At 40.9% G+C, this 23,275-nt stretch carries 20 protein-coding genes and 7 tRNA genes; 8 read left to right on the top strand and 19 right to left on the bottom strand.

What is annotated here, in order from left to right:
* Positions 1–24: 24 nt before the first annotated feature.
* Together ACAY00_RS06485 and ACAY00_RS06480 are read right to left on the bottom strand one after the other, a co-directional pair.
* A complete protein-coding gene (locus tag ACAY00_RS06485; protein WP_371378860.1) occupies positions 25–2,523 on the bottom strand; it encodes an ABC transporter permease in 2,499 nt (832 codons plus the stop codon).
* Between the two features lie 7 nt (positions 2,524–2,530).
* Positions 2,531–3,250: an ABC transporter ATP-binding protein gene (locus ACAY00_RS06480; protein WP_371378857.1), complete on the bottom strand. Its 720-nt coding sequence runs from the start codon at positions 3,248–3,250 to the stop codon at positions 2,531–2,533.
* Between ACAY00_RS06480 and ACAY00_RS06475 the strand changes: the two genes are divergently transcribed.
* The gene (locus ACAY00_RS06475; RefSeq protein WP_371378854.1) at positions 3,249–3,866 is read left to right on the top strand and encodes an arylesterase; all 618 of its coding nucleotides are present in this window, start codon (positions 3,249–3,251) and stop codon (positions 3,864–3,866) included. The genes ACAY00_RS06480 and ACAY00_RS06475 overlap by 2 nt on opposite strands.
* A 341-nt stretch (positions 3,867–4,207) precedes the next feature.
* On the opposite strand, the gene ACAY00_RS06470 is transcribed toward ACAY00_RS06475, so the two are convergent.
* The 7 genes from ACAY00_RS06470 to ACAY00_RS06440 all read right to left on the bottom strand — a co-directional run bounded on the left by ACAY00_RS06470 (position 4,208) and on the right by ACAY00_RS06440 (position 5,408).
* A tRNA-Glu gene (locus tag ACAY00_RS06470) sits at positions 4,208–4,283 on the bottom strand.
* A gap of 103 nt (positions 4,284–4,386) precedes the next feature.
* Positions 4,387–4,462, bottom strand: a tRNA-Glu gene (locus ACAY00_RS06465).
* Positions 4,463–4,577: 115 nt separating this feature from the next.
* A tRNA-Glu gene (locus tag ACAY00_RS06460) sits at positions 4,578–4,653 on the bottom strand.
* Between the two features lie 106 nt (positions 4,654–4,759).
* Positions 4,760–4,835 (bottom strand) — tRNA-Glu (locus tag ACAY00_RS06455).
* Positions 4,836–4,932: 97 nt separating this feature from the next.
* A tRNA-Glu gene (locus tag ACAY00_RS06450) sits at positions 4,933–5,008 on the bottom strand.
* A 128-nt stretch (positions 5,009–5,136) separates the two neighbouring features.
* Positions 5,137–5,212, bottom strand: a tRNA-Glu gene (locus tag ACAY00_RS06445).
* Between the two features lie 120 nt (positions 5,213–5,332).
* Positions 5,333–5,408 (bottom strand) — tRNA-Ala (locus tag ACAY00_RS06440).
* A gap of 706 nt (positions 5,409–6,114) precedes the next feature.
* Here ACAY00_RS06440 and yvcK point away from each other — a divergent pair.
* Positions 6,115–7,029 carry a uridine diphosphate-N-acetylglucosamine-binding protein YvcK gene (gene yvcK / locus ACAY00_RS06435; RefSeq protein WP_371378852.1) on the top strand — a complete coding sequence of 305 codons (915 nt, stop codon included), beginning with the start codon at positions 6,115–6,117 and terminating at the stop codon, positions 7,027–7,029.
* A 138-nt stretch (positions 7,030–7,167) separates the two neighbouring features.
* Here the strand turns inward: yvcK and dcd are convergent, their stop codons facing one another.
* Positions 7,168–7,761: a dCTP deaminase gene (gene dcd, locus ACAY00_RS06430; protein ID WP_371378850.1), complete on the bottom strand. Its 594-nt coding sequence runs from the start codon at positions 7,759–7,761 to the stop codon at positions 7,168–7,170.
* A 2-nt stretch (positions 7,762–7,763) separates the two neighbouring features.
* On the bottom strand, positions 7,764–8,861 hold the full coding sequence (gene apbC, locus ACAY00_RS06425) for an iron-sulfur cluster carrier protein ApbC (protein WP_371378847.1): 1,098 nt from the start codon (positions 8,859–8,861) through the stop codon (positions 7,764–7,766).
* A 125-nt stretch (positions 8,862–8,986) separates the two neighbouring features.
* Here apbC and metG point away from each other — a divergent pair, with 125 nt between their 5' ends.
* Positions 8,987–11,023: a methionine--tRNA ligase gene (gene metG, locus ACAY00_RS06420; RefSeq protein ID WP_371378844.1), complete on the top strand. Its 2,037-nt coding sequence runs from the start codon at positions 8,987–8,989 to the stop codon at positions 11,021–11,023.
* Positions 11,024–11,351: 328 nt separating this feature from the next.
* Here metG and ACAY00_RS06415 read toward each other — a convergent pair whose 3' ends face one another.
* The 7 genes from ACAY00_RS06415 to seqA form a co-directional block, all read right to left on the bottom strand.
* Complete coding sequence (locus tag ACAY00_RS06415) at positions 11,352–11,870, bottom strand: murein L,D-transpeptidase family protein (protein ID WP_371378841.1); 519 nt, start codon at positions 11,868–11,870, stop codon at positions 11,352–11,354.
* 163 nt (positions 11,871–12,033) lie between these two features.
* Entirely contained in the window at positions 12,034–13,641 is a 1,608-nt protein-coding gene (locus ACAY00_RS06410) for a dihydrolipoyllysine-residue acetyltransferase (RefSeq protein ID WP_371378838.1), read from the bottom strand.
* A 10-nt stretch (positions 13,642–13,651) separates the two neighbouring features.
* The gene (locus tag ACAY00_RS06405) at positions 13,652–14,629 is read right to left on the bottom strand and encodes an alpha-ketoacid dehydrogenase subunit beta (protein WP_371378835.1); all 978 of its coding nucleotides are present in this window, start codon (positions 14,627–14,629) and stop codon (positions 13,652–13,654) included.
* Positions 14,629–15,813, bottom strand: coding sequence for a thiamine pyrophosphate-dependent dehydrogenase E1 component subunit alpha (locus ACAY00_RS06400; RefSeq protein WP_371378832.1), 1,185 nt, complete (start codon positions 15,811–15,813; stop codon positions 14,629–14,631). Before ACAY00_RS06400 ends, ACAY00_RS06405 begins: the two co-directional genes overlap by 1 nt.
* Before the next feature lie 268 nt (positions 15,814–16,081).
* On the bottom strand, positions 16,082–17,140 hold the full coding sequence (gene astE, locus ACAY00_RS06395; RefSeq protein ID WP_371378830.1) for a succinylglutamate desuccinylase: 1,059 nt from the start codon (positions 17,138–17,140) through the stop codon (positions 16,082–16,084).
* A 160-nt stretch (positions 17,141–17,300) separates the two neighbouring features.
* Complete coding sequence (gene pgm, locus ACAY00_RS06390) at positions 17,301–18,950, bottom strand: phosphoglucomutase (alpha-D-glucose-1,6-bisphosphate-dependent) (protein ID WP_371378826.1); 1,650 nt, start codon at positions 18,948–18,950, stop codon at positions 17,301–17,303.
* A 37-nt stretch (positions 18,951–18,987) separates the two neighbouring features.
* Entirely contained in the window at positions 18,988–19,629 is a 642-nt protein-coding gene (gene seqA / locus ACAY00_RS06385) for a replication initiation negative regulator SeqA (RefSeq protein ID WP_371378823.1), read from the bottom strand.
* Positions 19,630–19,879: 250 nt separating this feature from the next.
* On the opposite strand from seqA, the gene ACAY00_RS06380 reads away from it, so the two are divergent.
* From ACAY00_RS06380 to fur, 5 genes are all read left to right on the top strand, one after another.
* Positions 19,880–20,665 (top strand): alpha/beta fold hydrolase, encoded by a 786-nt coding sequence (locus ACAY00_RS06380; protein ID WP_371378821.1) that lies wholly within the window; start codon positions 19,880–19,882, stop codon positions 20,663–20,665.
* Between the two features lie 146 nt (positions 20,666–20,811).
* Complete coding sequence (locus ACAY00_RS06375) at positions 20,812–21,033, top strand: DUF2788 domain-containing protein (protein WP_371378818.1); 222 nt, start codon at positions 20,812–20,814, stop codon at positions 21,031–21,033.
* A 3-nt stretch (positions 21,034–21,036) separates the two neighbouring features.
* On the top strand, positions 21,037–21,318 hold the full coding sequence (gene ybfE, locus ACAY00_RS06370; RefSeq protein ID WP_371378816.1) for a LexA regulated protein: 282 nt from the start codon (positions 21,037–21,039) through the stop codon (positions 21,316–21,318).
* Positions 21,319–21,336: 18 nt separating this feature from the next.
* Positions 21,337–21,864, top strand: a complete 528-nt coding sequence (gene fldA, locus ACAY00_RS06365) for a flavodoxin FldA (protein WP_371378813.1) — start codon at positions 21,337–21,339, stop codon at positions 21,862–21,864.
* Positions 21,865–22,081: 217 nt separating this feature from the next.
* Positions 22,082–22,525 carry a ferric iron uptake transcriptional regulator gene (gene fur, locus ACAY00_RS06360; RefSeq protein ID WP_371378811.1) on the top strand — a complete coding sequence of 148 codons (444 nt, stop codon included), beginning with the start codon at positions 22,082–22,084 and terminating at the stop codon, positions 22,523–22,525.
* A 269-nt stretch (positions 22,526–22,794) separates the two neighbouring features.
* Here fur and ACAY00_RS06355 read toward each other — a convergent pair whose 3' ends face one another.
* Positions 22,795–23,274: a pilin gene (locus tag ACAY00_RS06355; protein ID WP_371378808.1), complete on the bottom strand. Its 480-nt coding sequence runs from the start codon at positions 23,272–23,274 to the stop codon at positions 22,795–22,797.
* Position 23,275 lies beyond the last annotated feature (1 nt).

The raw sequence follows: 23,275 nt of genomic DNA, 5'->3' as shown, positions 1-23,275 counted from the left end.
AAGCCACCTTGAGGTGGCTTTTAATTAAAGAGTTCTTCTTATTAAGGTTAAACTCGATAAGTTAAGCAATCGCCAACAGGATGCCAAGCCTAAAATACCGACAAAAAGAGCACCTGATACAATTCCCAGCGCCCAATAGGCAAAATGCCAACTGGGTTCAATTTTAAACAACTCCGTTTGAACAAAATAAACGGCAATCTCCATCACCACACTGGCTAAGAAGCCAGAAATGGCTCCTAAGACAACAAACTCCAATAAGGTCGAGTTACGCAGCAAACTGCCTTTAGCGCCAAGAGTGCGCAAAATCGCAAGTTCTCGTTCACGCTCTTCCATACTGGCTTGAACTTGTGCCACTAACACCAGTGAACCCGCAATGAGTACGAGAGCTAAAATAAACTCTATTGCTAGCGATACCTGACCAATGACGGTTCTTAGTTGATTGATTAAAGCGTCAACATCGATAACCGAGATGGTTGGAAATTGAGATAAAAACTGCTGCATGTCGTCCCTGAGTGTTTGGGGCACATGCACAGAAGCAATGTATGTGGCTGGAAAATCTGAGAGAACTCCTTGACTAAAGATCATATAGAAGTTGGGTTGCATCGATTGCCAGTTTACTTCACGAATACTGGTAACCGGTAACTGCACCGCCTCAGTACCAATTTGAAAAGTGAGGTTATCACCAAGTCGAACGTCTAAGCGCTCGGCAAGTCGTTGCTCTATTGATACTTCGGCAACGGTTGAATTGGGTTCAAACCAACGTCCTGCGACGACTTTATTCTCATTGGGTAGTTCGTTTCGCCAAGTCATGTTTAATTCACGACCAATACCTCGACGCCCTTGTTCGGAAGCATCGTCCTCTTCTTTAGAAGCAGACTTTGTTAACACATCTTCATTAATGGCCGTTAAGCGCCCTCTGACAATGGGGTAAAGGCCACTGGCAGCCATATTATTTTCGGCTAAGAAAGACTCTACTTGGGGTACTTGTTGCTTGTTTATATTGACTAAAAACTGATTTGGTGCAGTTTCTGGTAATTGCGCTTGCCAGTCATTTATCAAATCGTTTCTAACCACCAACATCATCAACAACAACATAATAGCAATAGTGAAACTGACCAATTGCACGTTATTGTGTTTCGCTCTTCGCTTTAAATTCGCCATCGCCAATAATAAGGACTGACCGGCACCAGAACCAATTTTACGACCGGCATTAACCAATAAGTGTCCAAACAATGCGAGCACTACTATTGCGATACCAGCGCAAAGCATTAATACCAGTGACAGAAATATATCTTTTGAAAACAGCACCAGCAAAGCAAAAACCGCCAAAAAAGCGGGGATATATCTTAACCATGTTTGGCCTGAGCTAAAACCATTAAACCCTCGAATAACCGATAATGCAGGGGTAGATATAAGCTCTTTCATTGGTGCTATAGCAAAAGCACTGGCGCAAATAAGGCCGGTAAATATGGCGACCACAAACGGATACATTGACTGGGTATTCGCCGATTCAGGCAAATACTCTGCCATGTAACTTAGGGCAATTTGTTGCAAACCATAGCCAATAAGCATGCCCACGACAATAGAAAATAAGGCTAAAGACGCCCAGTGCAATAGATATAAGTTACGAATATAACTCAGACCTGCCCCCATCGCCTTAAAAACCGCAACCATGGGCTGATGACGCTGAGCATAACGACGGCTGGCAACCGAAACCGCAACCGCAGCTAAAATAATACCTAGCATGCTAGCAAGCGATAAGAACTTTTCTGCCCGTGTAAGTGCATTAGCCAAAGGTGATTGCTGACCTTTAATGTCTCGCCAGCGTTGATACTCTTGAACTTGTGGTTTCACCCACTTTTCAAATTGAGATATATTATCCAGCTCGCCAGCAAACAGATATTTGTAGGTTAATCGACTGCCCGGCTGAACCACTTCTGTTTTCGCTACATCAGCAATATTTAGAATAACCCTTGGACCTTGGGTAAAAACACTAAATGACGCATCTGGCTCTTGATGAATCACCCCATCAATAACAAATTTAGCAACCCCAAGCTCGATCGAATCACCAATAGTGACCGCAAGTTTATTTAACAGCGATTGACCAACCCACACGGTGCCTAACTTAGGTGCATTGGCATTAGCATAGTCCGATGTTAATGCTGTACGTACAAGCAGCTCACCACGCAACGGATAGGCGTCACTGACGGCTTTCACCGACGATAACAACATATTGTCGCCGGCGAATACCATGGATGAAAACAATAACTGTTGTGCATGTTGTACGTTACTTTCTTCTGCTTTTTCAATGATTTTTGAATCGATTGGACGCGATGACTGCAATACCCTATCGGCAGCAATAAAGCTGTTACTTTCACTGATCAACGCTGATTGAATTTTGTCGGAAAAGCCCGATAAAGAAAATACGGTTGCCACGGCTAACATAATGGCAAAACAAATAATGGTTAATTCGCCTCGTTTTAACTCGTGTTTAAATAAGCGAATCGATTGCTTTATCCACATTGGCATCTTAACCCACCTCCGCCATTGGTAGGCTTTGGTCAACAAACTGCCCAGCGGACATGGTTAACTGGCGTTCACACTTAGCGGCCAGTTTTTGATCATGGGTGACAAGTACTAACGTTGTTCCTTGGCGTTGATTAAGTTCAAACAATAAGTCGCTAATATGATCGCCAGTTTTACTGTCAAGATTACCCGTTGGTTCATCAGCAAATAAAATATCAGGGTTAGCAATAAACGCTCGTGCGATAGCAACACGCTGTTGCTCGCCTCCTGAAAGTTGACTTGAAAAATGCTCTACACGACTGTCAAGCCCAACTTTTTTGAGCATCTCAACAGCTTTGGATTTAGCGTCTTTATCGCCTTTTAATTCTGCAGGTAACATCACGTTCTCAAGTGCTGTTAAACTGTTGATCAACAAAAACGATTGAAAAATAAAACCTACGTGTTCTGCGCGAATTTTGCTACGCTGTTCTTCGTCAAATTGATGCAACGGATGCCCTTTTAACAAAACTTCGCCTGAAGAAGGTAAATCTAAGCCCGCAAGCAAAGATAATAAGGTCGTTTTGCCAGATCCTGAAGCACCAATAATGGCAACTGTTTCACCACTATTTACTTGCAAATCTATTGGCTGCAAAATAGTAAGTGATTTTTCATCTGATCCACTGCCGGTTACTACCGTTTTGGTTAACTGTCGACAATCTAAAATAATGCTAGGTGATGTATTCATGTTTAAAAAACTTTTTCTGACTGTAATTGTTATCTTTACTAGTACGTTAGTAAACCAAACTTTGGCTCAAAACTCTATTCTACTATTAGGTGATAGCCTCAGTGCAAGTTATGGAATGAAGCAAAATGAGGGCTGGGTGGCGCTCTTAAACAAGCAATTAGCGAAGGAAAATGCGCCCTATTCCATTATTAACGCCAGTATCTCTGGTGAGACTACAGAAGGCGGTTTAGCTAGACTTCCGGCTATTTTAGCTAAAGGGGAATATGATTATTTATTAATTGAACTGGGGGGAAATGACGGCTTAAGAGGGTTCCCGCCAAATCTAATTAAAAAAAATTTGTTACAAATGATTAATTTAGCTAAAAACAACGATGTTCAGGTACTTCTGTCTAATGTTCGGATCCCACCAAACTATGGTCCGAGATATTCACAAATGTTTGCAGATGTGTTTACCGCAACCGCAAAACAAACCAATACCCCTTTGCTGCCATTTTTTGTTGAAAAAATAGCGCTAAATCCAGATTACATGCAAGCAGACGGGATTCACCCAACCAAAGAAGCGCAACCATTATTAGCTCAACAAATGAAAGAGTACCTTGACCAATACGTGAAATAACCGTTAATTGTTTTAAGGCAGCGACAATAGGTGTTGTTTGTTGCTGTCAAAATTAATCACATTGAGCGCAATTTAACCTTGCATGTTTAGATTGCATGTTTAGATTGCGCCTTCCCCTTAAAAAATACCTGTCGAATTTTCACCTCGCCTTAGCTTAACCGAGCCCTACCTAACTTAGGTGTGTTGTGCAAAAACTTAATGGGATTGGTATTAGTAAATACTCTGGAGCGTTTAGCGACAACGAGTAATAGGAAAATTAACTTAGCGAGAAAGAATTCAATGGATAAAGTTTTAGATACAAAAAAGCCGACTTACGTCGGCTTTTTTGTCACTTAAATAAGTGGCGTCCCCTAGGGGATTCGAACCCCTGTTACCGCCGTGAAAGGGCGGTGTCCTAGGCCTCTAGACGAAGGGGACGCAAAATTAGTTGGTTTGATTTATCTGACGATAAAACAGTTACTAATGAGCTTTCTTCAACCAGAAGGTAAAGACCTAGCAATAACGTAATTAAAAGAATAAGTGGCGTCCCCTAGGGGATTCGAACCCCTGTTACCGCCGTGAAAGGGCGGTGTCCTAGGCCTCTAGACGAAGGGGACGCAAAATCGGCTCACAAAGCATTGCCTTGTCGATCTTGTGTCCGGTGTAAACACCTGGCACTAGAACTTAAATCACTTAAGCTTTTAACTTGAAATTTTATTTATTGAAAGTAAGTGGCGTCCCCTAGGGGATTCGAACCCCTGTTACCGCCGTGAAAGGGCGGTGTCCTAGGCCTCTAGACGAAGGGGACGCAAAATCGGTTCACAAAGCATTGCTTTGTCGATCTTGTGTCCGGTGTAAACACCTGGCACTAGAACTTAAATCACTTAAATTCATAAATTGTTTGATAAAGTAAGTGGCGTCCCCTAGGGGATTCGAACCCCTGTTACCGCCGTGAAAGGGCGGTGTCCTAGGCCTCTAGACGAAGGGGACGCAAAATCGGTTCACAAAGCATTGCCTTGTCGATCTTGTGTCCGGTGTAAACACCTGGCACTAGAACTTAAATCACTTAAGTTATCAATAAATAAGTTGGCGTCCCCTAGGGGATTCGAACCCCTGTTACCGCCGTGAAAGGGCGGTGTCCTAGGCCTCTAGACGAAGGGGACGCAGAATATGTTTTAGACGCATCTTTAACAAGATAAAGATTTGAGCTTTAAACATTCTGTGTCTGGTGTAAACACCCGGCACTAAGAACTTGAAAATACCTAAACGGTACAACTTATTTTAAAAAAATTGGCGTCCCCTAGGGGATTCGAACCCCTGTTACCGCCGTGAAAGGGCGGTGTCCTAGGCCTCTAGACGAAGGGGACGCTGATATTACATGAAGCCTTTCAATCAACATGTAATGACGCATTCGCTATACCTCAGTATAACGCCTTCTCACAAGTTACCTTGTGTCGGTTTTTGCCAAAACCTAAGTAAGTAAAAGATGGTGGAGCTATGCGGGATCGAACCGCAGACCTCTTCGCTGCCAGCGAAGCGCTCTCCCAGCTGAGCTATAGCCCCTCACTATTTACTTACACTTTCAGGAGCGACCTAGTCTCCGTGAAAGCGAGGCGAATATTAGACACCTACCGCAAAAGTGTCAACACCTTTTTTTAATAAATTTAGAAAAATATCGATATTTATGTTCAAACGCTTATTTATCGATCAGATTGATTATTTTATATCTAAAGCAAACGAAATGCGTAATGAAAACGTCTGCATTATGAGGCTGAACAGATTAAAAACAAAGGCTAATGAAACCGTATCTAGAAAACGTTTTAAATAAAAGTTCATTGGCTGATCACCCTACGAGTCCCTCTCCCCTACTTTCCTATACATTATGATTGGTCAAAAACCTATCAAGTCCAAACTATCACACCATCACTTGCGCCTTTACTTGTGCTCATGGCACAAACAACGGAAAATTTAACCTTTGCCTAGGCACGTTTAATCAAGTTAAGTAAAGCCACTTATATAACACGTCCATGGTTTTACTCGTGGGTGAGATTGCAATCATTTATCTTCAGGTTGTTGTCGCCACATTTTAGTTAATATGCTGTTATTGGATTATTGCCTATGGGTTTTATTGCCCACATTGTTTGAAATAACAACTTCCTCTATATACATCAACTCAAAAATAGCGGTTATAATACAGGTATGAAAATAATAATAACAAATCACTTAACAATGACTTTAACTGTTAAATGGTTTTGTTCAGGTACCCCATATGCATATTAAACAATCAAAGGTCGTCGCCATTGGCGGTGGACACGGTCTTGGCAGAATATTATCTACCCTCTCCTTCTTAGGCGATCAACTTACGGGGATTGTCGCGACAACAGATAATGGTGGTTCCACAGGTAAGTTACGCAAACGCAGCAGTTCTATTGCGTGGGGCGATCTTCGAAATTGCCTCACCCAATTGGTTGAGGAAGATTCTGTCGGCAGTAAACTGCTTAATTTTCGTTTTGATGATACCGATGAGCTTGCAGGTCATAACCTGGGTAATTTAATTTTATATGCCTTAAATGAAATTCATTCTAAGCCGATGCAATCGATTTCTTTAATAAGGCAGATGCTCAGGGTTAAGACTTCGGTGCATCCAATGTCGGTAAAACCAACCGACTTGCTGGCATTTTATAAAGAAGGCCGTTACAAAGTAGGCGAAATGTCTGTAGACGATATGCCTGAAATGCCAAAGAGTTTGATGCTGGCCCCATTAGTTAAAGCTCTGCCTGAAACGATTAAAGCCATATTAGAGGCCGACATCATTATACTTGGCCCAGGAAGTTTCTTAACCAGTATTGTGCCGCCTTTGCTAGTTCGAGACATCAGTAATGCCATTGCCAAAAGTAAGGCGCACTGCGTATTTATTGACAATCTGGCTAAAGAAAACAGCCCTGCGGGTAAGCTTAGCTTAGATCAAAAGTTGCAATGGCTGAGTTACAATGTTGGCAATCAATTAATTGATACCATTATTACAGAACAAGAAGATGCCCAGAGTGAGTACGCTAACATCATTAACGCCCCTTTATCTAGCGCCAAAGACAAAGGTTTTCATGATCAAGATAAACTCATTAGTGCGTTAGAGTTGGCTTTATCTGAACACTTTGAGCGTAAAGCCTTGGTGTCAAATGTTTAAAGAGAAAGTGACAATAGATGCAAGGCAACTATTGTGTCGCCTCAATAAGCGCAACTAGTACCTTTTACCTTTAGTAAACTGCTTTAAATAAAAAAGCTCAGAATAAATCTGAGCTTTTTTATTATTAACTGCCCCGTTCTAAGACGATTTTTCATCTTGGCTAATACGACTTGCTACTGCACCAACTTGACCTTTATATTTAGCATCTTTACGCTCATTATATGGACGCAGTGCAGCACCAGACATGGTTTCAAAGTTTAATGCCGCTATTTTCATCTTAGGTCTAAGAGCCAGTGGTAGTTTACCCGAATTATAAAATTCCAACACAATTTGGCCAGACCAACCTGGATCAATTCGATGCGCGGTTACGTGAACCATAAGACCTAATCGAGCCAGTGATGAACGTCCATCTAACCAGCCAACAATATCAGATGGTAAAGTGACAGACTCAAGCGTGACGGCTAATGCCAACTCACCTGGATGTAAAAAGAAGGCTTCACCATCATCAATGTGGATTTCATCACTCATCACAGTGTTCATCGCTTTTTGAACTTCATCTTTTGGCCCACTTAAATCAATATAAGGGGCATTATGGTCCTCAAAAACTCGAAATTTATTGCCTAAACGAATATCAACACTAACCCCAGATATCATGCTTTCATCGGGAGTCGGCTGAATAATAATTTTTTCTTGTTCAAGTAAAGTTTGAATGTCTTTATCGCAAAGTCTCATGATTATTCTTCTTTAATTATAATGTTCGGTGTATAAGGACTGTTGGCATCCAGTTGATAATATAGGGTTGCAGCCATGCTACGCGCTATATTACGATAAAATTGCGCTAACTCACCAGTTGCATTTTGCAACACACAATTGGTGCCGGTATCACCGTCCTCACGGATAGATAAGTTTAATGGTAATTGCCCCAGCACAGGCACGTTAAATTGTTCACTGATTCGATTAGCCCCACCGACGCCAAATAAGTGCGATTGATGGCCGCAATTATCGCAAATGTGATAACTCATGTTTTCAACCACCCCAAGAACTGGCACTTGAACTTTGTCAAACATGGTGATGCCCTTTTTGGCATCGTCTAAAGCTATGTCTTGTGGGGTTGTGACAATACAGGCTCCGGCAACTGGTATTTTCTGCGCTAGGGTTAATTGAATATCACCGGTGCCCGGTGGCATATCAACAATCAAATAATCTAAATCAGGCCAGTCGGTTTCATTAAGCATTTGCGTAAAGGCCGTACTTGCCATAGGGCCACGCCATACCGTGGCATCGTCTTCGCCCATCAGAAAACCAATAGACATCGCACTTAAACCTTCTGCAGTTAACGGCTGCATTAGCTTGCCATCTTTAGATGTGGGTCTTTGCCCTTTTAGATTGAGCATAGTCGGCAGTGATGGCCCATAGATATCCGCATCTAAAATCCCCACGCTGGCGCCTTCGGCCATTAATGCATATGCCAAATTTACCGATGTGGTAGACTTTCCAACCCCACCTTTGCCTGACGCAATAGCAATAATATTTTTAATGCCTTTTACTTGGTGTTGACGTACTGGATTTACCTTGAGCGATAATGACAGCTCTAGATCAATGTCTAACGCATCAACCATCTCAGCCAGCAAGTTTTCAAGTTCGCCTTGGCAAGGAAAAGGTAGGCACATCGAAACCACATAATGTCGAGATTCTTTTTTAACGTCAAAATCTAACACGCTATGTAACAGACCATCAGGAAAGGTTGTCGATTTGTGATCTTGCAGGTATTTTTTTATCTCGTCGGTTAAATCCGAAGATTTATCCTTACTAGAGAACAAATTTTTTATCATATTATTGGTTTTCTCAGCTTTATGAGGTTTTTCAAATAATTTTTAATGAAAAAACGCCCTAAATTTTGTACTATCTGTGCCATTATTTCCACAGATATCTACTTTTATTTAGGTAATTTTCGTCAATGACCAGCAAAAATCGCAAGATCTTGGTAACCAGTGCGTTGCCTTACGCTAACGGGCCAATCCATTTAGGCCACTTATTAGAGTACATTCAAACAGATATTTGGGTTCGTTTCCAAAAAATGCGTGGCCACGAAACATATTATGTGTGTGCCGATGACGCACACGGTACGCCAATTATGTTGAAGGCACAACAACTTGGTATCAGCCCTGAAGAAATGATCAACCAAGTTCGTGAAGAACACATGGCCGACTTTGCTGATTTCCAAATTGAGTTCGATAATTACCACTCGACCCATAGCGAAGAGAACCGCCTTTTTGCCGAGCAAATTTATAACCGTTTAAATGAAAATGGGCACATTAAAACGCGCACCATTTCACAATTATTCGACCCACAAAAGGAAATGTTTTTACCCGACCGTTTTGTAAAAGGTACCTGCCCTAAGTGTAAGAGCGAAGATCAAAACGGTGATAACTGTGACAGCTGTGGTGCAACCTATTCACCAACGGACTTAATTAACCCAATTTCTGTAGTATCAGGTGCAACACCTGTACTTAAAGACTCAGAGCATTACTTCTTTGACCTGCCTGCATTTAAAGACATGTTGCAAGACTGGACTCGCAGTGGCGCGTTACAAGAAGAAATGGCGAATAAGTTAAATGAGTGGTTTGAGTCTGGGCTTCAGCAATGGGATATTTCTCGCGACGCGCCGTATTTTGGTTTTGAAATTCCTAACGCACCGGGTAAATTTTTCTACGTATGGCTAGATGCACCTATTGGTTACATGGGAAGTTTTAAAAACCTATGTGATAAAAAAGGCATTAACTTTGATGAGTTTTGGAAAAAAGATTCAGCAGCAGAGCTTTATCACTTCATTGGTAAAGATATTATTTACTTCCACTCATTATTCTGGCCTGCCATGCTAAAAGGCTCAGGCTATCGCCAGCCAACCAATGTATTTGCCCACGGTTTTGTGACCGTAAACGGTACAAAAATGAGTAAATCTAAAGGAACCTTTATCAAAGGCCGTACTTATTTAGAACATTTAAACCCAGAATATCTTCGTTACTACTTTGCTGCCAAACTAACCAGTCGTATTGATGATTTAGACTTAAACCTTGAAGACTTCGCTCAACGTGTCAACTCAGATATGGTTGGCAAAGTGGTTAATATTGCATCTCGCTGTGCAAGCTTTATCAGCAAGAAATTTGACGGAATGTTATCAAGTCATGTTGACGATCAAGCTTTAGCAAACGAAGTGATGAACGCCGGTGATTCTATTGCAGCACACTATGAAGCTCGTGAATTTAGTAAAGCGATGCGTGAAATCATGGCACTTGCCGATAAGGTAAATGAATACATAGCGGTTAAAGAGCCATGGCAATTAATTAAAGATGAAAGCAAACGTCAAGAAGTTCAGGACATTTGCTCTTTAGGTATTAACCTATTCCGTATTTTAATGATTTACTTAAAGCCGGTTTTACCAGAGCTAGCAGCTAAAACAGCGGGCTTTTTAAACGATGATCTGAACTGGGATGGCCATAAAGCTTTATTACTAGATCACAAGATCAATAAATTTAAAGCGCTATTACAACGTGTCGAAATGGATAAAGTAAACGCCATGGTTGAAGCATCAAAAGACAATTTAGCCAGCACTCAAACCGAAGAAAAAGCGCCGGTAAGTGAGCATTTAACCAATGACCCTATTAGTGCAGAAATCAGTTTTGACGATTTCGCTAAAGTCGATCTTAGGGTCGCAAAAATCATCAAAGCTGAGCACGTTGAGAAAGCCAATAAACTACTGCAAATTGAAGTGGATTTAGGTGGTGAAACTCGTCAAATCTTTGCTGGCATTAAATCGGCTTATCAACCTGAAGATTTAATTGGTAAATTAACCGTGGTGGTTGCTAACCTTGCGCCGCGTAAGATGCGCTTTGGGATGTCTGAAGGCATGATCATTGCCGCAGGCCCTGGTGGTAAAGATATCTTTATCTTAAGCCCAGACAATGGTGCTGAGCCGGGTATGCGTGTAATGTAACCCCTGTAACTTATGCTCAAATCATCTGAGCTCAAATCGAAAAGGGATCTATTGTAGGTCCCTTTTTTGTGTTTAATACCAACCTGCTCTGCTTGTCGCCATTTTTGTAATGAGCAATGACTCGTTAACGTTAATCATTGTCAAAATCATAATTTATAGTGACAACAAATAAAAAGGGCAAAGATTTGCTTTCAGATGTTCTAAATAAAGCGACTAAGGCTTGAATTCAAACAGAACAAGTAAATTGCATGAAAACGGTGTATTAGATATGAAAAATGGACCAAAACAATCGCTTTGATCCATTTAAGTTAAACTTTAAAATACCAGCTTACCACTCGATACTGATTTTAGTACCCGATTCAACTAAGGCTAAAAATTCATCCATTTCTTCATTGGTTAATGCAATACAGCCGTTCGTCCAATTAAACCTTTGAGCCATTTTCGCTCTGTGCTCAGTACCATTTTTTTGACCGTGGATCATAATAAAACCACCTGGGTTAACGCCCTTCTCTCTTGCCCGTTCAATGTCTTGTTTATTGGGATAACTGATGTGCATTGCCCGATAAAAAGACGAGTCTTCTTTAATATAGTCAAGCTTGTACTCACCTTCTGGTGTTCTTTCATCCCCAACTCGCTCTTTATGGCCTTTGGGTTGACTGCCAAGCGCTATATGGTACTTTTTGACAAGTTTATCACCGGCGTATAAGTACATTTTGCGCGACGATTTGTCGACTTTAACTAAATCGACTTTAGCTTGGTAGACGGTGCCTTGGTTAATGCTAGCAAACGTGGTAAAACAAGCTGTGGTGCATGCTAAAAGTAGAAAAGTACGTATGTGTTTTATCATCTAGGGTAAATATATTCTCGTTGCGATAGACCTGTTCAAACCCCTTTAAAACGGGGGAAAGAACGTTTTCAGACTCAGATTAAATCACACGATCAAAAAACCCGCAAGATATGCGGGCGTTTTAAATTGTTAACCACGTGTTAAGTGATTGATGATACTCACGTTATGCCATATGCATTAACATATTACTAGGCTCTTCTAGGAAAGATTTCCATAAATTATTAAAGCGAGCGATGGTGCCACCATCAATAACGCGATGATCGCCACTCCAACTCACCTGCATAATGGAGCGTGCTTCAACATCACCTTGCTCATTAAATCGTGGCAAGGTTTGCAATTTACCCAGCGCCACAATAGCAACTTCCGGTTTGTTGATAATCGGAGTAGCAACAGTCCCACCGATCGCGCCAATATTGGAGATACTAATGGTGCCGGCTTTTAAGTCCGAAGAGGCCACCCGACCTTGACGAGCATCATTGGTCAAACGAGTCACTTCTTTGGCGATTTCAACAATCGATAAGTTTTGAACTTGTTTAACATTAGGAACCAGCAAGCCAACTTTAGAATCAACCGCCATACCAATATTATGATCGTCAAAATAGGTTATTTCTGTGCAGTCGTCGTTCACTTTGCTGTTCATCAATGGGAACTGTTTTAACGCCAACGACATTGCTTTGACAAAAAATGGCATCATGGTGAGCTTAATATCTTGCTTAGCGTAAACCTCTTTCAGCTCTTTTCTTAAAGCAATAAGCTTAGTTAGGTCAATTTCCTCACAATAGGTGAAGTGCGGTATGCTCGACACGGACGCCACCATAGCCTTTGCCATAGCGGCTTTAACGCCACGAATGGGTTCTACTTTAGAATTTCCAACAACTGGGGTGGTTTTCGCTGGTGTATCAACGTTATTTGTGTCTGGTTGAGTGTAATTTATGACATCTTCTTTATACACCCGTCCTTTTGGTCCTGAGCCTGGGATCTGATGAATATTGACGTTTAGCTCTCTGGCAATACGTCTCACAGCGGGGCTGGCCAATGCCTTACCTGATGGTGTTGAAGTACTTTGAATGACTTTATTGGCGTTGCTTTGGCTAGGTGTTGTAATCGCTTGTGTCGTTTTTAACGTGTTGTTCAAAGCGGGTTCGCTTGAAGCAGGTTCGCTTGCGAGCGCTTCGGTGTGCGATAAAACATTTTCACCACCAGAGTCAACACGGTGTTCAATGGCAAACAAAGGCGAATGGACTTTGGCAATATCGCCTTTATCATAATAAAGGCTCACCACTTTGCCGGCATGCTTAGCAGGGATTTGGACCAAGGCTTTATCGGTCATCACATCCACAACGGCTTGGTCTTCGGCAATGACCTCACCCTCGCTAACAAGCCATTCAACGATTTCACATTCAACAATGCCTTCGCCAATGTCAGGTAAAATAAAATCTTCAACCACCGAGGACGTACTCAATGAGCTTTGCACTGACTCAGAATTTTGACAAGAAGCAGATGGGGCTTCAATTTGGGCTGATGCTTGTTCACCTTCTTTTTCCATCGCAAATAAAGGTGAATGTACTTTGGCGATATCCCCTTGTTTGTAATAGAGCTTGGTTACCACACCACTGTGCATAGCTGGAATTTGCACCAAGGCTTTATCGGTCATTACGTCAGCAACGGGTTGATCTTCTTTAATATGATCCCCTTCAGCGACCAACCATTCAACCAGTTCGCATTCCACTATGCCTTCACCAATATCCGGTAAAATAAAATCTATACTCATTTTAGTCTTCCTAATAATTTACCGAAGCCATGATTGCTTCAAATGTTTTCAATTCGTCCGGCATATATTCTTTTTCATGAGCCAACGGGAATGGCGTATCAAGCCCACACACACGAGCGATTGGTGACTCTAGGTGTAAAAAGCATTTTTCTTGAATGGTCGCAGCAATTTCACCAGCAAACCCCCCGGTTAATGGTGCTTCATGGTTAATTAACAAACGGCCCGTTTTAGCCACAGAGGTGGCAACCGTTTCAACATCCCATGGTAAAATGGTTCGCAAGTCAATTATTTCACAAGAAACGCCTTGTTTTTCCGCCATTTCGGCGGCTTTTTCGAGGGTCTCCATCTGGGCCCCCCAACCTAGCAAGGTTATATCAGTGCCGGCTTTGACCACTTCAGCCTTGCCCAGTGGTAATTGGTAATCTTCTGCCGGTACTTCACCTACGGACGCGCGATACAATTTCTTTGGTTCAAAAAACACCACCGGATTGTTGTCTCGAATGGAGGCTAATAACAAACCTTTAGCTTGGTATGGATTGCGTGGTACCACAATTTTTAAACCTGGGGTATGAGCAAAATACGCTTCTGGTGATTGACTGTGATAAAGACCACCGGCAATTCCTCCCCCATAAGGGGTACGAATGGTTAGGTTCCCCACATTAAATTCGTTACCACTGCGATAGCGAAACTTTGCCGTTTCATTAACGATTTGATCAAATGCTGGAAAAATGTAGTCAGCGAATTGAATTTCAGCAATGGGGACGCTGCCCTGAGCTGCCAAACCATTGGCAAAACCTAAAATACCTTGCTCAGTTAACGGGCTATTGAAACAACGGTCTTTACCAAATTTTTCTTGTAAATGACTGGTGGCACGAAAAACGCCACCAAAATGGCCGACATCTTCACCAAAACATACCGCGCTATCATTTTCGGTCATGGCAATATCTAGCGCATTATTAATTGCCTGTAATAAATTCATTTGCGGCATTATTTTATTCTCCCTGACGTCACCGGATAGGCTTGTGGGTATTTCTTAATGTGTTGTTTTAAATCCGACAATTGTTGCTGTAAATGCTCTGGCACTTGGTCGTACACATCGGTAACTAATTCGTCTAACTCGGGTTTGTCTATTATCTCAGCCGTTTTCACCGCTTTTAACACCTTATCTCGCAAGCCTTCGAACAACTCAGAATCTTGTTCTTGACTCCACCAATTTTGCGCTAACATCCAGTTTTTCATTCGTAAAATTGGATCGTGCTCAGCGTATTTCGCTTCCTCATCTTTGGTACGATAACCGGTTGGATCATCCGAAGTTGAATGAGCACCAAGGCGATAAGACATTGCTTCAATTAGCATCGGTTGGTTATGTTCAATAACGTATTTGCGCGCAACTTGGGTCGCTTTTAATACCGCAAAAATGTCGTTACCATCGACTCGTAAGGTTTTAATGCCATACCCCACTCCGCGAGACGCGATACCGTTACCAGCGTATTGTTCTTTTGACGGGGTTGAAATGGCGTAGCCATTATTACGACAAAAGAATATAACCGGTGCATTATGAACCGCGGCCATGTTAAGGCCGGCATGAAAATCCCCCTCTGACGCCGCGCCTTCACCAAAATAACAGATAGTGCATTGTTTATTCCCTTTTAGCTTTTGGCCATAAGCGTAGCCTGCTGCTTGTGGAATTTGGGTCCCTAAAGGTGAAGAAATGGTCATGTAATTTAATTCATTAGAACCGTAATGAATTGGCATTTGACGACCTTTACCTAAATCTTTTTCATTTGAAAACATTTGATTCATAAAGTTCTCAAGGCTAAAACCGCGAAACATCAATGCGCCTTGTTCACGGTATTGACCCATGATCATGTCGTTATCATCAAGTCCTGCGGCGCTACCAACCGTTGCGGCCTCTTCACCAAGCGCGGTCATGTAAAAGCTCACTCGACCTTGACGTTGGGCCGCGACCATGCGTTCATCTAAAACACGGTGCATGGCTAGTGTATGGTAAATTTTTGTCGCCAGCTTTTGATCAATGTCCGGTAGTTCCGCACCAGAGTATGTAGTGCCGTCTTGCTGTAAAATTTTTAATATTGGAATGTCGACGCTATGACCGTCGATGTACTCAGGTGCATGAGTCACTCGGTCTGCTTGATAGGTTTGTGAGTGCATAAGCTTCTCTTTGTTGTTCCCTACAGTAATAGTTATTTGCTCTTGGCTGTCGCCATATTGTTAATATTGGTGACACCTGTCACCTTTTTTAGAGCATATTTTCGTTATTTTAGAATGTCGAAAACTTTACCCATACGTAAACTGAAGTGCAATATTTTAGTAAAATTAACAACGTAAATTTAAATATTAGTGGAAATAAGGCTTTACACTTTTACCCAAGGTAAAGCCTTTACCTAAACGGCTCGTTTTATTCACCACGTTAAAGTCGTTACAAAGTCGTTGGAATAACCGTCAATAATGCCCGTTGGCCGATAGCAACATCCGCATTAGGGAATATAATCGCCTCACCAGGCTCGGTGACTCGATGTTCAATCTCACCATCGGTAGCTAATAAATAATCCACTGGAAAGTCGGTGAAGTTTTCGGCATCATCAGGAAAATGCAGCACAAAGTGCTCGGCCGTTCGATTGATGGTTTTAAAAATTTTAAATAAGTTAAATTTACTTGGCTCATATTGACCAAGCATCAACGGTTGTCCGCTTAATAAACGGCTTAAACTTTGCTTAGTCGCGGCAAAATTAGCCATGTCATTTTCACCAAACGGTTTTACTTTACCAAGCTCTACGGTGAATCCATGCGCTTGAAACCTATTGGTTGAAAAGTAACTAAACGTAGTGGTTGGACTGTTCGAGATCAAAATTGTGTTAATTCCACAACTTAATAAGAACTGTAATTGTTCTTTACTATGTTCACGTTCTCTTAAATAGGGATAAACCGCAAACTTGTCGTTTTTTGAACCTCGAATAGCAGTGTGTAAATCGTAGTGTAATCGCTCTCTTTGCGGCGAAATTTGACTACCTTGTTGGTAAAATTCGCTGAGGACATCTTCCAGTACTTTGGCTCTTTTTCGTTCTTCATTGACCAAACCGGCACCGTCACTGTGAGCCCCAGAAAACAAACGGTTCATGTTTTCTTCGACAAATCGCTGGCCTAAGTTAATGGCAGCAGGATTACCAAATAAAAACAATACCCTTTCGGTCAAGATTAAATCGCCAAAAATAATCTCTTGGATTAACTGCTGACAAATTTCAATCGGCGCCGTTTCATTACCATGTACGGCTGAGGACAACACTATATCTTTATTCGACGTTGCATGACCAGGCTCAAAGCTAATGATCCCTGTATCAAGCACCCGCATCAGGGTCTGTTGGCCACTGATTGGGTGAATTAAGGTATGAGAAAAGGTTTCAGGTAACTGATGTGGATATTGACGCGTAATCGCAAGAAAGTCGCCGTTAATTAATAATTGTTGTTTTATATTTGGCACTGGTACCCCCTGATTTTCAGATTCACGCTATTCTATGCAAAATTTCTTGTTGAGGCGAATAATATCCTAAAGTCATTGAATCATTTGGGTGCATTGAATAAAAAAACGCCATCACAGATGGATGGCGTTTAAACAGATGAGTCGCTATAACGTACAGATTTTATAAACCGGCTTTTTTAAATGCTGCGCTCACTAACTCTTTGGCTTCGACAAAAATAGTTTGTAAGTGCTCTTCACTGATAAAGCTTTCACCGTAAATTTTATAAATTTCCTCAGTACCTGATGGGCGAGCGGCAAACCAGCCGTTTTCAGTCACCACTTTCACACCACCAATGGCGGCGTTGTTGCCCGGTGCATGACTTAAAACCGCAAGAATTTTTTCACCCGCTAAGGTCTCTGTGCTGATATCATCTTGTGACAACGAGGTTAACACTTTCTTTTGCGCTGTAGTGGCAACGGCATCAACTCGTCCGTAGTTTGATTCACCTAATTCGCTGGCCAATTCAAGATACCACTGATGTGGATCTTTACCGGTTACCGCCAACATTTCGGCGGCCAATAAGCACATTACAAAGCCATCTTTGTCTGTGGTCCAACAGCTACCATCTTTGGCTAAGAAAGAGGCACCGGCACTTTCTTCACCACCAAAGGCAAAACTGGCATCCATTAAGCCATTGACAAACCATTTAAACCCAACCGGCACTTCTGCTAAAGGCTTATTAAGTTTTACCGCTAGGCGGTCGATTAATGAGCTTGAAACCAGTGTTTTGCCTATTTTTGCTGTCGCAGGCCAATCATTTCGGTGGGTAAATAGGTAGTTAATGGCCACGGCTAAATAATGGTTGGGGTTCATTAACCCACCCGATTTAGTCACAATACCATGGCGGTCAAAGTCAGGATCATTACCAACACTAATGTCATAATTGTCTTTCATCGCAATGAGACTTGCCATGGCATAAGGTGATGAACAATCCATTCGAATTTTTCCATCTTTATCAAGACTCATAAAAGAGAAGTTTGCATCAACTAATGGGTTAACCACGTCGATATTCAAACCATATTCTTTGGCGATTGCAGGCCAATAATCAATACCTGAGCCACCTAATGGATCGGCACCAATACGAATACCGGCTTTGCGAATAGCTTCCATATCAATAACTTGAGCTAACTCTTTAGTGTAAAAGTCAATAAAGTCAGCACGCTGTAGTAAAGGTGATTGCATTGCTGCGCTAAATGGTAACTGCTTTACCCCCGCTAAATTGTTGGCAAGTAATTCATTAGCACGTTGTTCAATTAGCTTGGTAATACCACCTTCTGCAGGACCACCATGTGGTGGGTTATATTTGATTCCACCATCGGTTGGTGGATTGTGCGACGGTGTAATGATCAAACCATCGGCTTGCTCAGAGTGCTTTTTATTATGCGCTATGATCAAACGAGAAATCACAGGAGTTGGCGTAAAACCTTCATCCTGTTGAATAACAACAGGCACGTCATTGGCAATTAGTACACTGATCGCATTGGCAAAAGCAGGCTCTGACAAGGCATGAGTATCTTTCCCTAGATAAAGTGGACCAGTAAAGCCATGCTGCTTACGGTATTCAGCTACCGCTTGTGAAATCGCTAAAATATGATGTTCATTGAAGCTGACTTTTGAAGCATTGCCCCGATGGCCGGATGTACCAAAAGTTACCTTTTGCTCGACGATGTCGGCATTAGGTTTATAGAGAAAATAATCACTCGTGAGACGGGCGATATTAACTCTGTCTTCGGGTCTTGCTGGTTTCCCAGCGTGAGGATGGATGCTCATTAAGTGTCCTTATATCAGTGTTGCTTGATATTTTAGGTTATAAAAGATCTCGGATTGCTTCGGTTTCTTCTACTGAATACCCCAAAACAGTAGCAACATCGGTTAACATTAACTTTTTCTTTGTGGTGTTTGAGTTAGTGATCACCCAGTATTTTGTGTCCGGTATTTGTTTTGGTTTTGTCGAACTGCCATTTTCCAATAAATCAGATTCACTGGTGGCAAAGTACAAACGGTCACGACCACGAATATCTAATACTTCGTTAAATTGTTGTGGGTGAACACGGCACAAAGCGGATAAAATCAGTAGAAAACGTCCTACTGCGCCACGTTGAGTCGCTAACTCTTCTTTGTTGATCAGATCGAAAACATCTTGGTTATAAACCGGTGTATCGTTTACGCTTGATTCAGCCTGCGTTTCGGTAATAACATCAACGTTATTTTCGCCGTCATTTAAAGCTGTTGTAACGTCTGCATCTAAGCTTGCTGATTGATCGATGTCTTGCTCTGTTTTTTGTTTTTGTTGTTCTGAGACCGGCTTCACAGTATCTGTATCAGTTGTCGCAACCTTTTGATCAATGATTAATAATCGTCTTAAAATATCTGAGGCGCTTTCACCAATAAACTTGGTATTTGAGGCAATATACTGATATAGCTCGTCATCAACTTCGATGGTTTTCATTTACTTTCCACTAGACTTATTATTAGAAAGTGTCCAATTATACGTGTCTTATTGGTAACTCTCTAGCAGATTATGACTCGATTTTTAAATTTTTTATTGAGTCAAAACAAACTCTTTTTCATCGTTAGAAAAAATTATCATCAACATAACGTCTGGGTGAGCAATCTTTAGCTTTAATTGAGCGTTTCGTTAGCCAATTGATTACGCTATTATACGCCCCTTTAAATAAATGGCTTAAATTAAGATATCGATGCAAAACAATCTTCTAAATTACACCGTTCAAGGGGAGCTTCACCCTAATCAACCCCCAATCATCGTCATTCACGGCTTATTTGGCAGTTTAGAAAATTTAAACTCGGTGGCCAAAGACATCGCACACTATAGCCAAGTAATCAGTGTTGATGTTCGTAACCATGGTAACTCGTTTCACCACAGGTCAATGGCATATAACGACATGGCGGCTGACATTTTAACCCTCATGGCCCATTTGAACATTGAAAAAGCCATTCTATTAGGTCATTCAATGGGGGGAAAAATTGCTATGCAGTGTGCACTAAATGCCCCTGAGAAGGTTGAAAAACTCATTGTTGCTGATATTGCTCCTGTCACCTACCAACATTCTCATCAACAAATCATTGCTGGCTTAAAGTCAATTAATCCAGATGCCATTGAAAATCGTAAACAAGCTGATGAGAAATTAAAAGCGTACGTACAAGAGTTGGGGGTACGTCAATTTTTATTGAAGAACTTAGCCAAAGCTGAAGATGGGTTTTATTGGCGGGCAAATATTAACTATATCAGTGACGCATATGATCAAGTTATTGCCGGTAACCAAAGTGAAAGTCACTTTGATAAACCGGTATTGTTTATTAAAGGTAGCCAGTCAGATTACATAAAACCGGAACACAGACCACACATAGTTGCTTTTTTCCCCAATGCTAAGGCTAAAATCATTCAAGGCGCAGGTCACTGGTTGCACGCGGAAAAACCTGCCGCTTTTAACAAAATAGTGAAAGACTTTATTTTGAATTCTTAGCGCCCAGGCAGATATTTGAGTGATTAAAGCGATAAATAATGGGTATTTTTTACCGCCATTTTTATCAAGATTTTTTATGTAAATAGGCATGACCTTATGGTATAGTTCGCCGATATTACCAATCGGTATCATAAGCAAGGTGTAGTATGCTTCTAGAAAATATCGAATTAATCGAATCGATTGGCTTGAATTTATTTTTCCTGGTCATTTTTTTCTTTATTGGTATGTCGATCCACGACGTGATGAAGAAAAATGATGTACCTAAAAAAGGCAGATACGTTGTTTATCTTGTCTTGTTTCTAGGATGTGCCGGATTTATCGCCAAAGGGGTGATTCAAATCATTTGGGAAAGTAAAGGAATAGGCTGATTTATGGCTAAACAAGCAGCAGATTTAACAACAATCGATTTGTTTGTTGATGAAAAACGACCAGGACGGCCAAAAACGAATCCGTTTTCGCGCGAAGTACAGGTTAAGATTAACAAGCGAAATCAAGTAAAAAGAGATAAAAGTAAAGGCTTAAAACGGGTGGAATTTAAATTACATTCCGATGTCTTTGCAAAGCTAGACAATCTAGCAAAAGATAAAGGCGTAAGCCGAAGTCAGCTAATTGAGTGTTTGATCACAAAAGCATTAGTAACTGAAAGTAATTAAGATTTAAGGGTTTAGAAGATGGCAACAGTCGGACTTTTTTTTGGCAGTGATACCGGTAATACCGAAGCCGTAGCCAAAATGATCCAAAAGAAGTTGGGTAAAAAAAACGTAGATGTTAAGGATATCGCAAAAAGTACCAAAGAAGATATTGCAGAGTTTGATTTGCTTATCTTAGGTATCCCTACTTGGTATTATGGTGAAAACCAATGTGACTGGGATGACTTTTTGCCAGAGCTTGAAGAAATTGACTTCAACGACAAATTAGTGGCTATTTTTGGTTTAGGTGATCAAGAAGATTACGCTGAATACTTTGTTGATGCGATGGCACCACTTCGTGATATCGTTGAAGCTAAAGGGGCTATCATGGTTGGTCAATGGTCAACGGAAGGTTACGAGTTTGAAGCATCTAAAGCCCTTATAGATGAAAACACTTTCATTGGTTTGGCTCTTGATGAAGATCGTCAGCCAGAACTTACCGAAGCACGTGTTGATGCTTGGATTGAACAACTGAACGATGAAATGTGTCTTTCTGAGTTGCTCGACTAATAGACATAATATTCTTACAACTTGAATTCTTAAAGCCCTGCATGATGCAGGGCTTTTTTTTACGACAATAGTTGTCGGATTTATACTCGATGCTTTTCAAATCGCTTCAATAGATAAAATTTACTGAAAATAATTCTCGTTTAGCCCTTTTATCCAATGAAATAACCCCCTATAATTTCAATCATATTTATTCAATCATGGACTCAGTTAGGTTTGTATGCCAGATCAAAATGAAGAATTAAAAAGAGCTGGATTAAAGGTTACTTTACCAAGAATCAAAATTTTAGATATCCTACAAAAGCCCGCGAATCAACACGTCAGTGCCGAAGAAGTTTATAAAATTTTATTAGACCAACAAGAAGAAATTGGTCTAGCTACTGTGTATCGTGTATTAAATCAATTTGATGATGCCGGTATAGTTACTCGCCACCACTTTGAAGGTGGTAAGTCAGTCTTTGAACTATCCCACAAGGCACACCACGACCATTTGGTGTGTTTACGTTGTGGCAAAGTGGTTGAATTTGAAGATGATATGATTGAAAAACGCCAATTGTTGATTGCCAAAAAGAATAAGATAAAACTGACCAATCACAGCTTATATTTATATGGTGAGTGTGAAGATCGCGATGCATGCAATGCGTTTCGTGAAGAGCACCAATAAAGTAATTTACATAATCTTTAAATAAAGAGTTTGATATTTTTATCATTTATTTTAAAAGAGCTTTTGAATAATGCATTCAAAAGCTCTTTTTTATCTTCTAAATTATTGGTAACACATCAATGATATAAAAAGGCAACAAAGAAAATGGCCGATAACACTCTATAAAACTTGATTAATTTAAATTTTTGTTGCTATTTATGGAAACGATGAAGTTTGGCAAAGAACCTATTGCTAAGACTTAAGTTATGATAACACCGACCAAGCACAAGTTAACCACCGCAAGTTCCATAAAGAAAGTCTTTCGATATGTCGGTTTTATTTTCTCCAATAACTTTCAAATCTTCGGTTGGTTGTTGATATCCACACAACCAGGAAACGGGGCTCACTTCGTTTGATTCATCAATGGCAGGTCTAAAGGTTAAATATTTCCCTTCGAGTTGTTTAGGGACCTTATTACCAATTAGCAGATGTATGGCGCCATTTTCAATCGTGACACTTTTTAGTTTTCCTGACATTTTTTTATTAAATGCTGGGATACCTGCTTGTTGATTATTTTCTGGAAACTTAAAGTGTTGCGTATAGTAAATGGTGATTTGGTGCTTTAAAGTACCGGCGTAGGTAATAGGCTCTGCCATATGGGCTTTAAGTGTTAACTGAGAATAAACTTGCGCTGCGACAGACGATAAGACTCCAAGAATTAATATAGCCATCATTAATTCCATGAAAGTAAATCCTTTTATCTTGTGCATT

Origin of the sequence: Thalassotalea sp. 273M-4 (assembly GCF_041410465.1) — a bacterium.
In the GTDB taxonomy this organism is placed as follows: domain Bacteria; phylum Pseudomonadota; class Gammaproteobacteria; order Enterobacterales; family Alteromonadaceae; genus Thalassotalea_A; species Thalassotalea_A aquiviva.
Note: the sequence above shows the minus strand (reverse complement) of the source record. Positions and strands in the feature narration are given on the sequence as shown.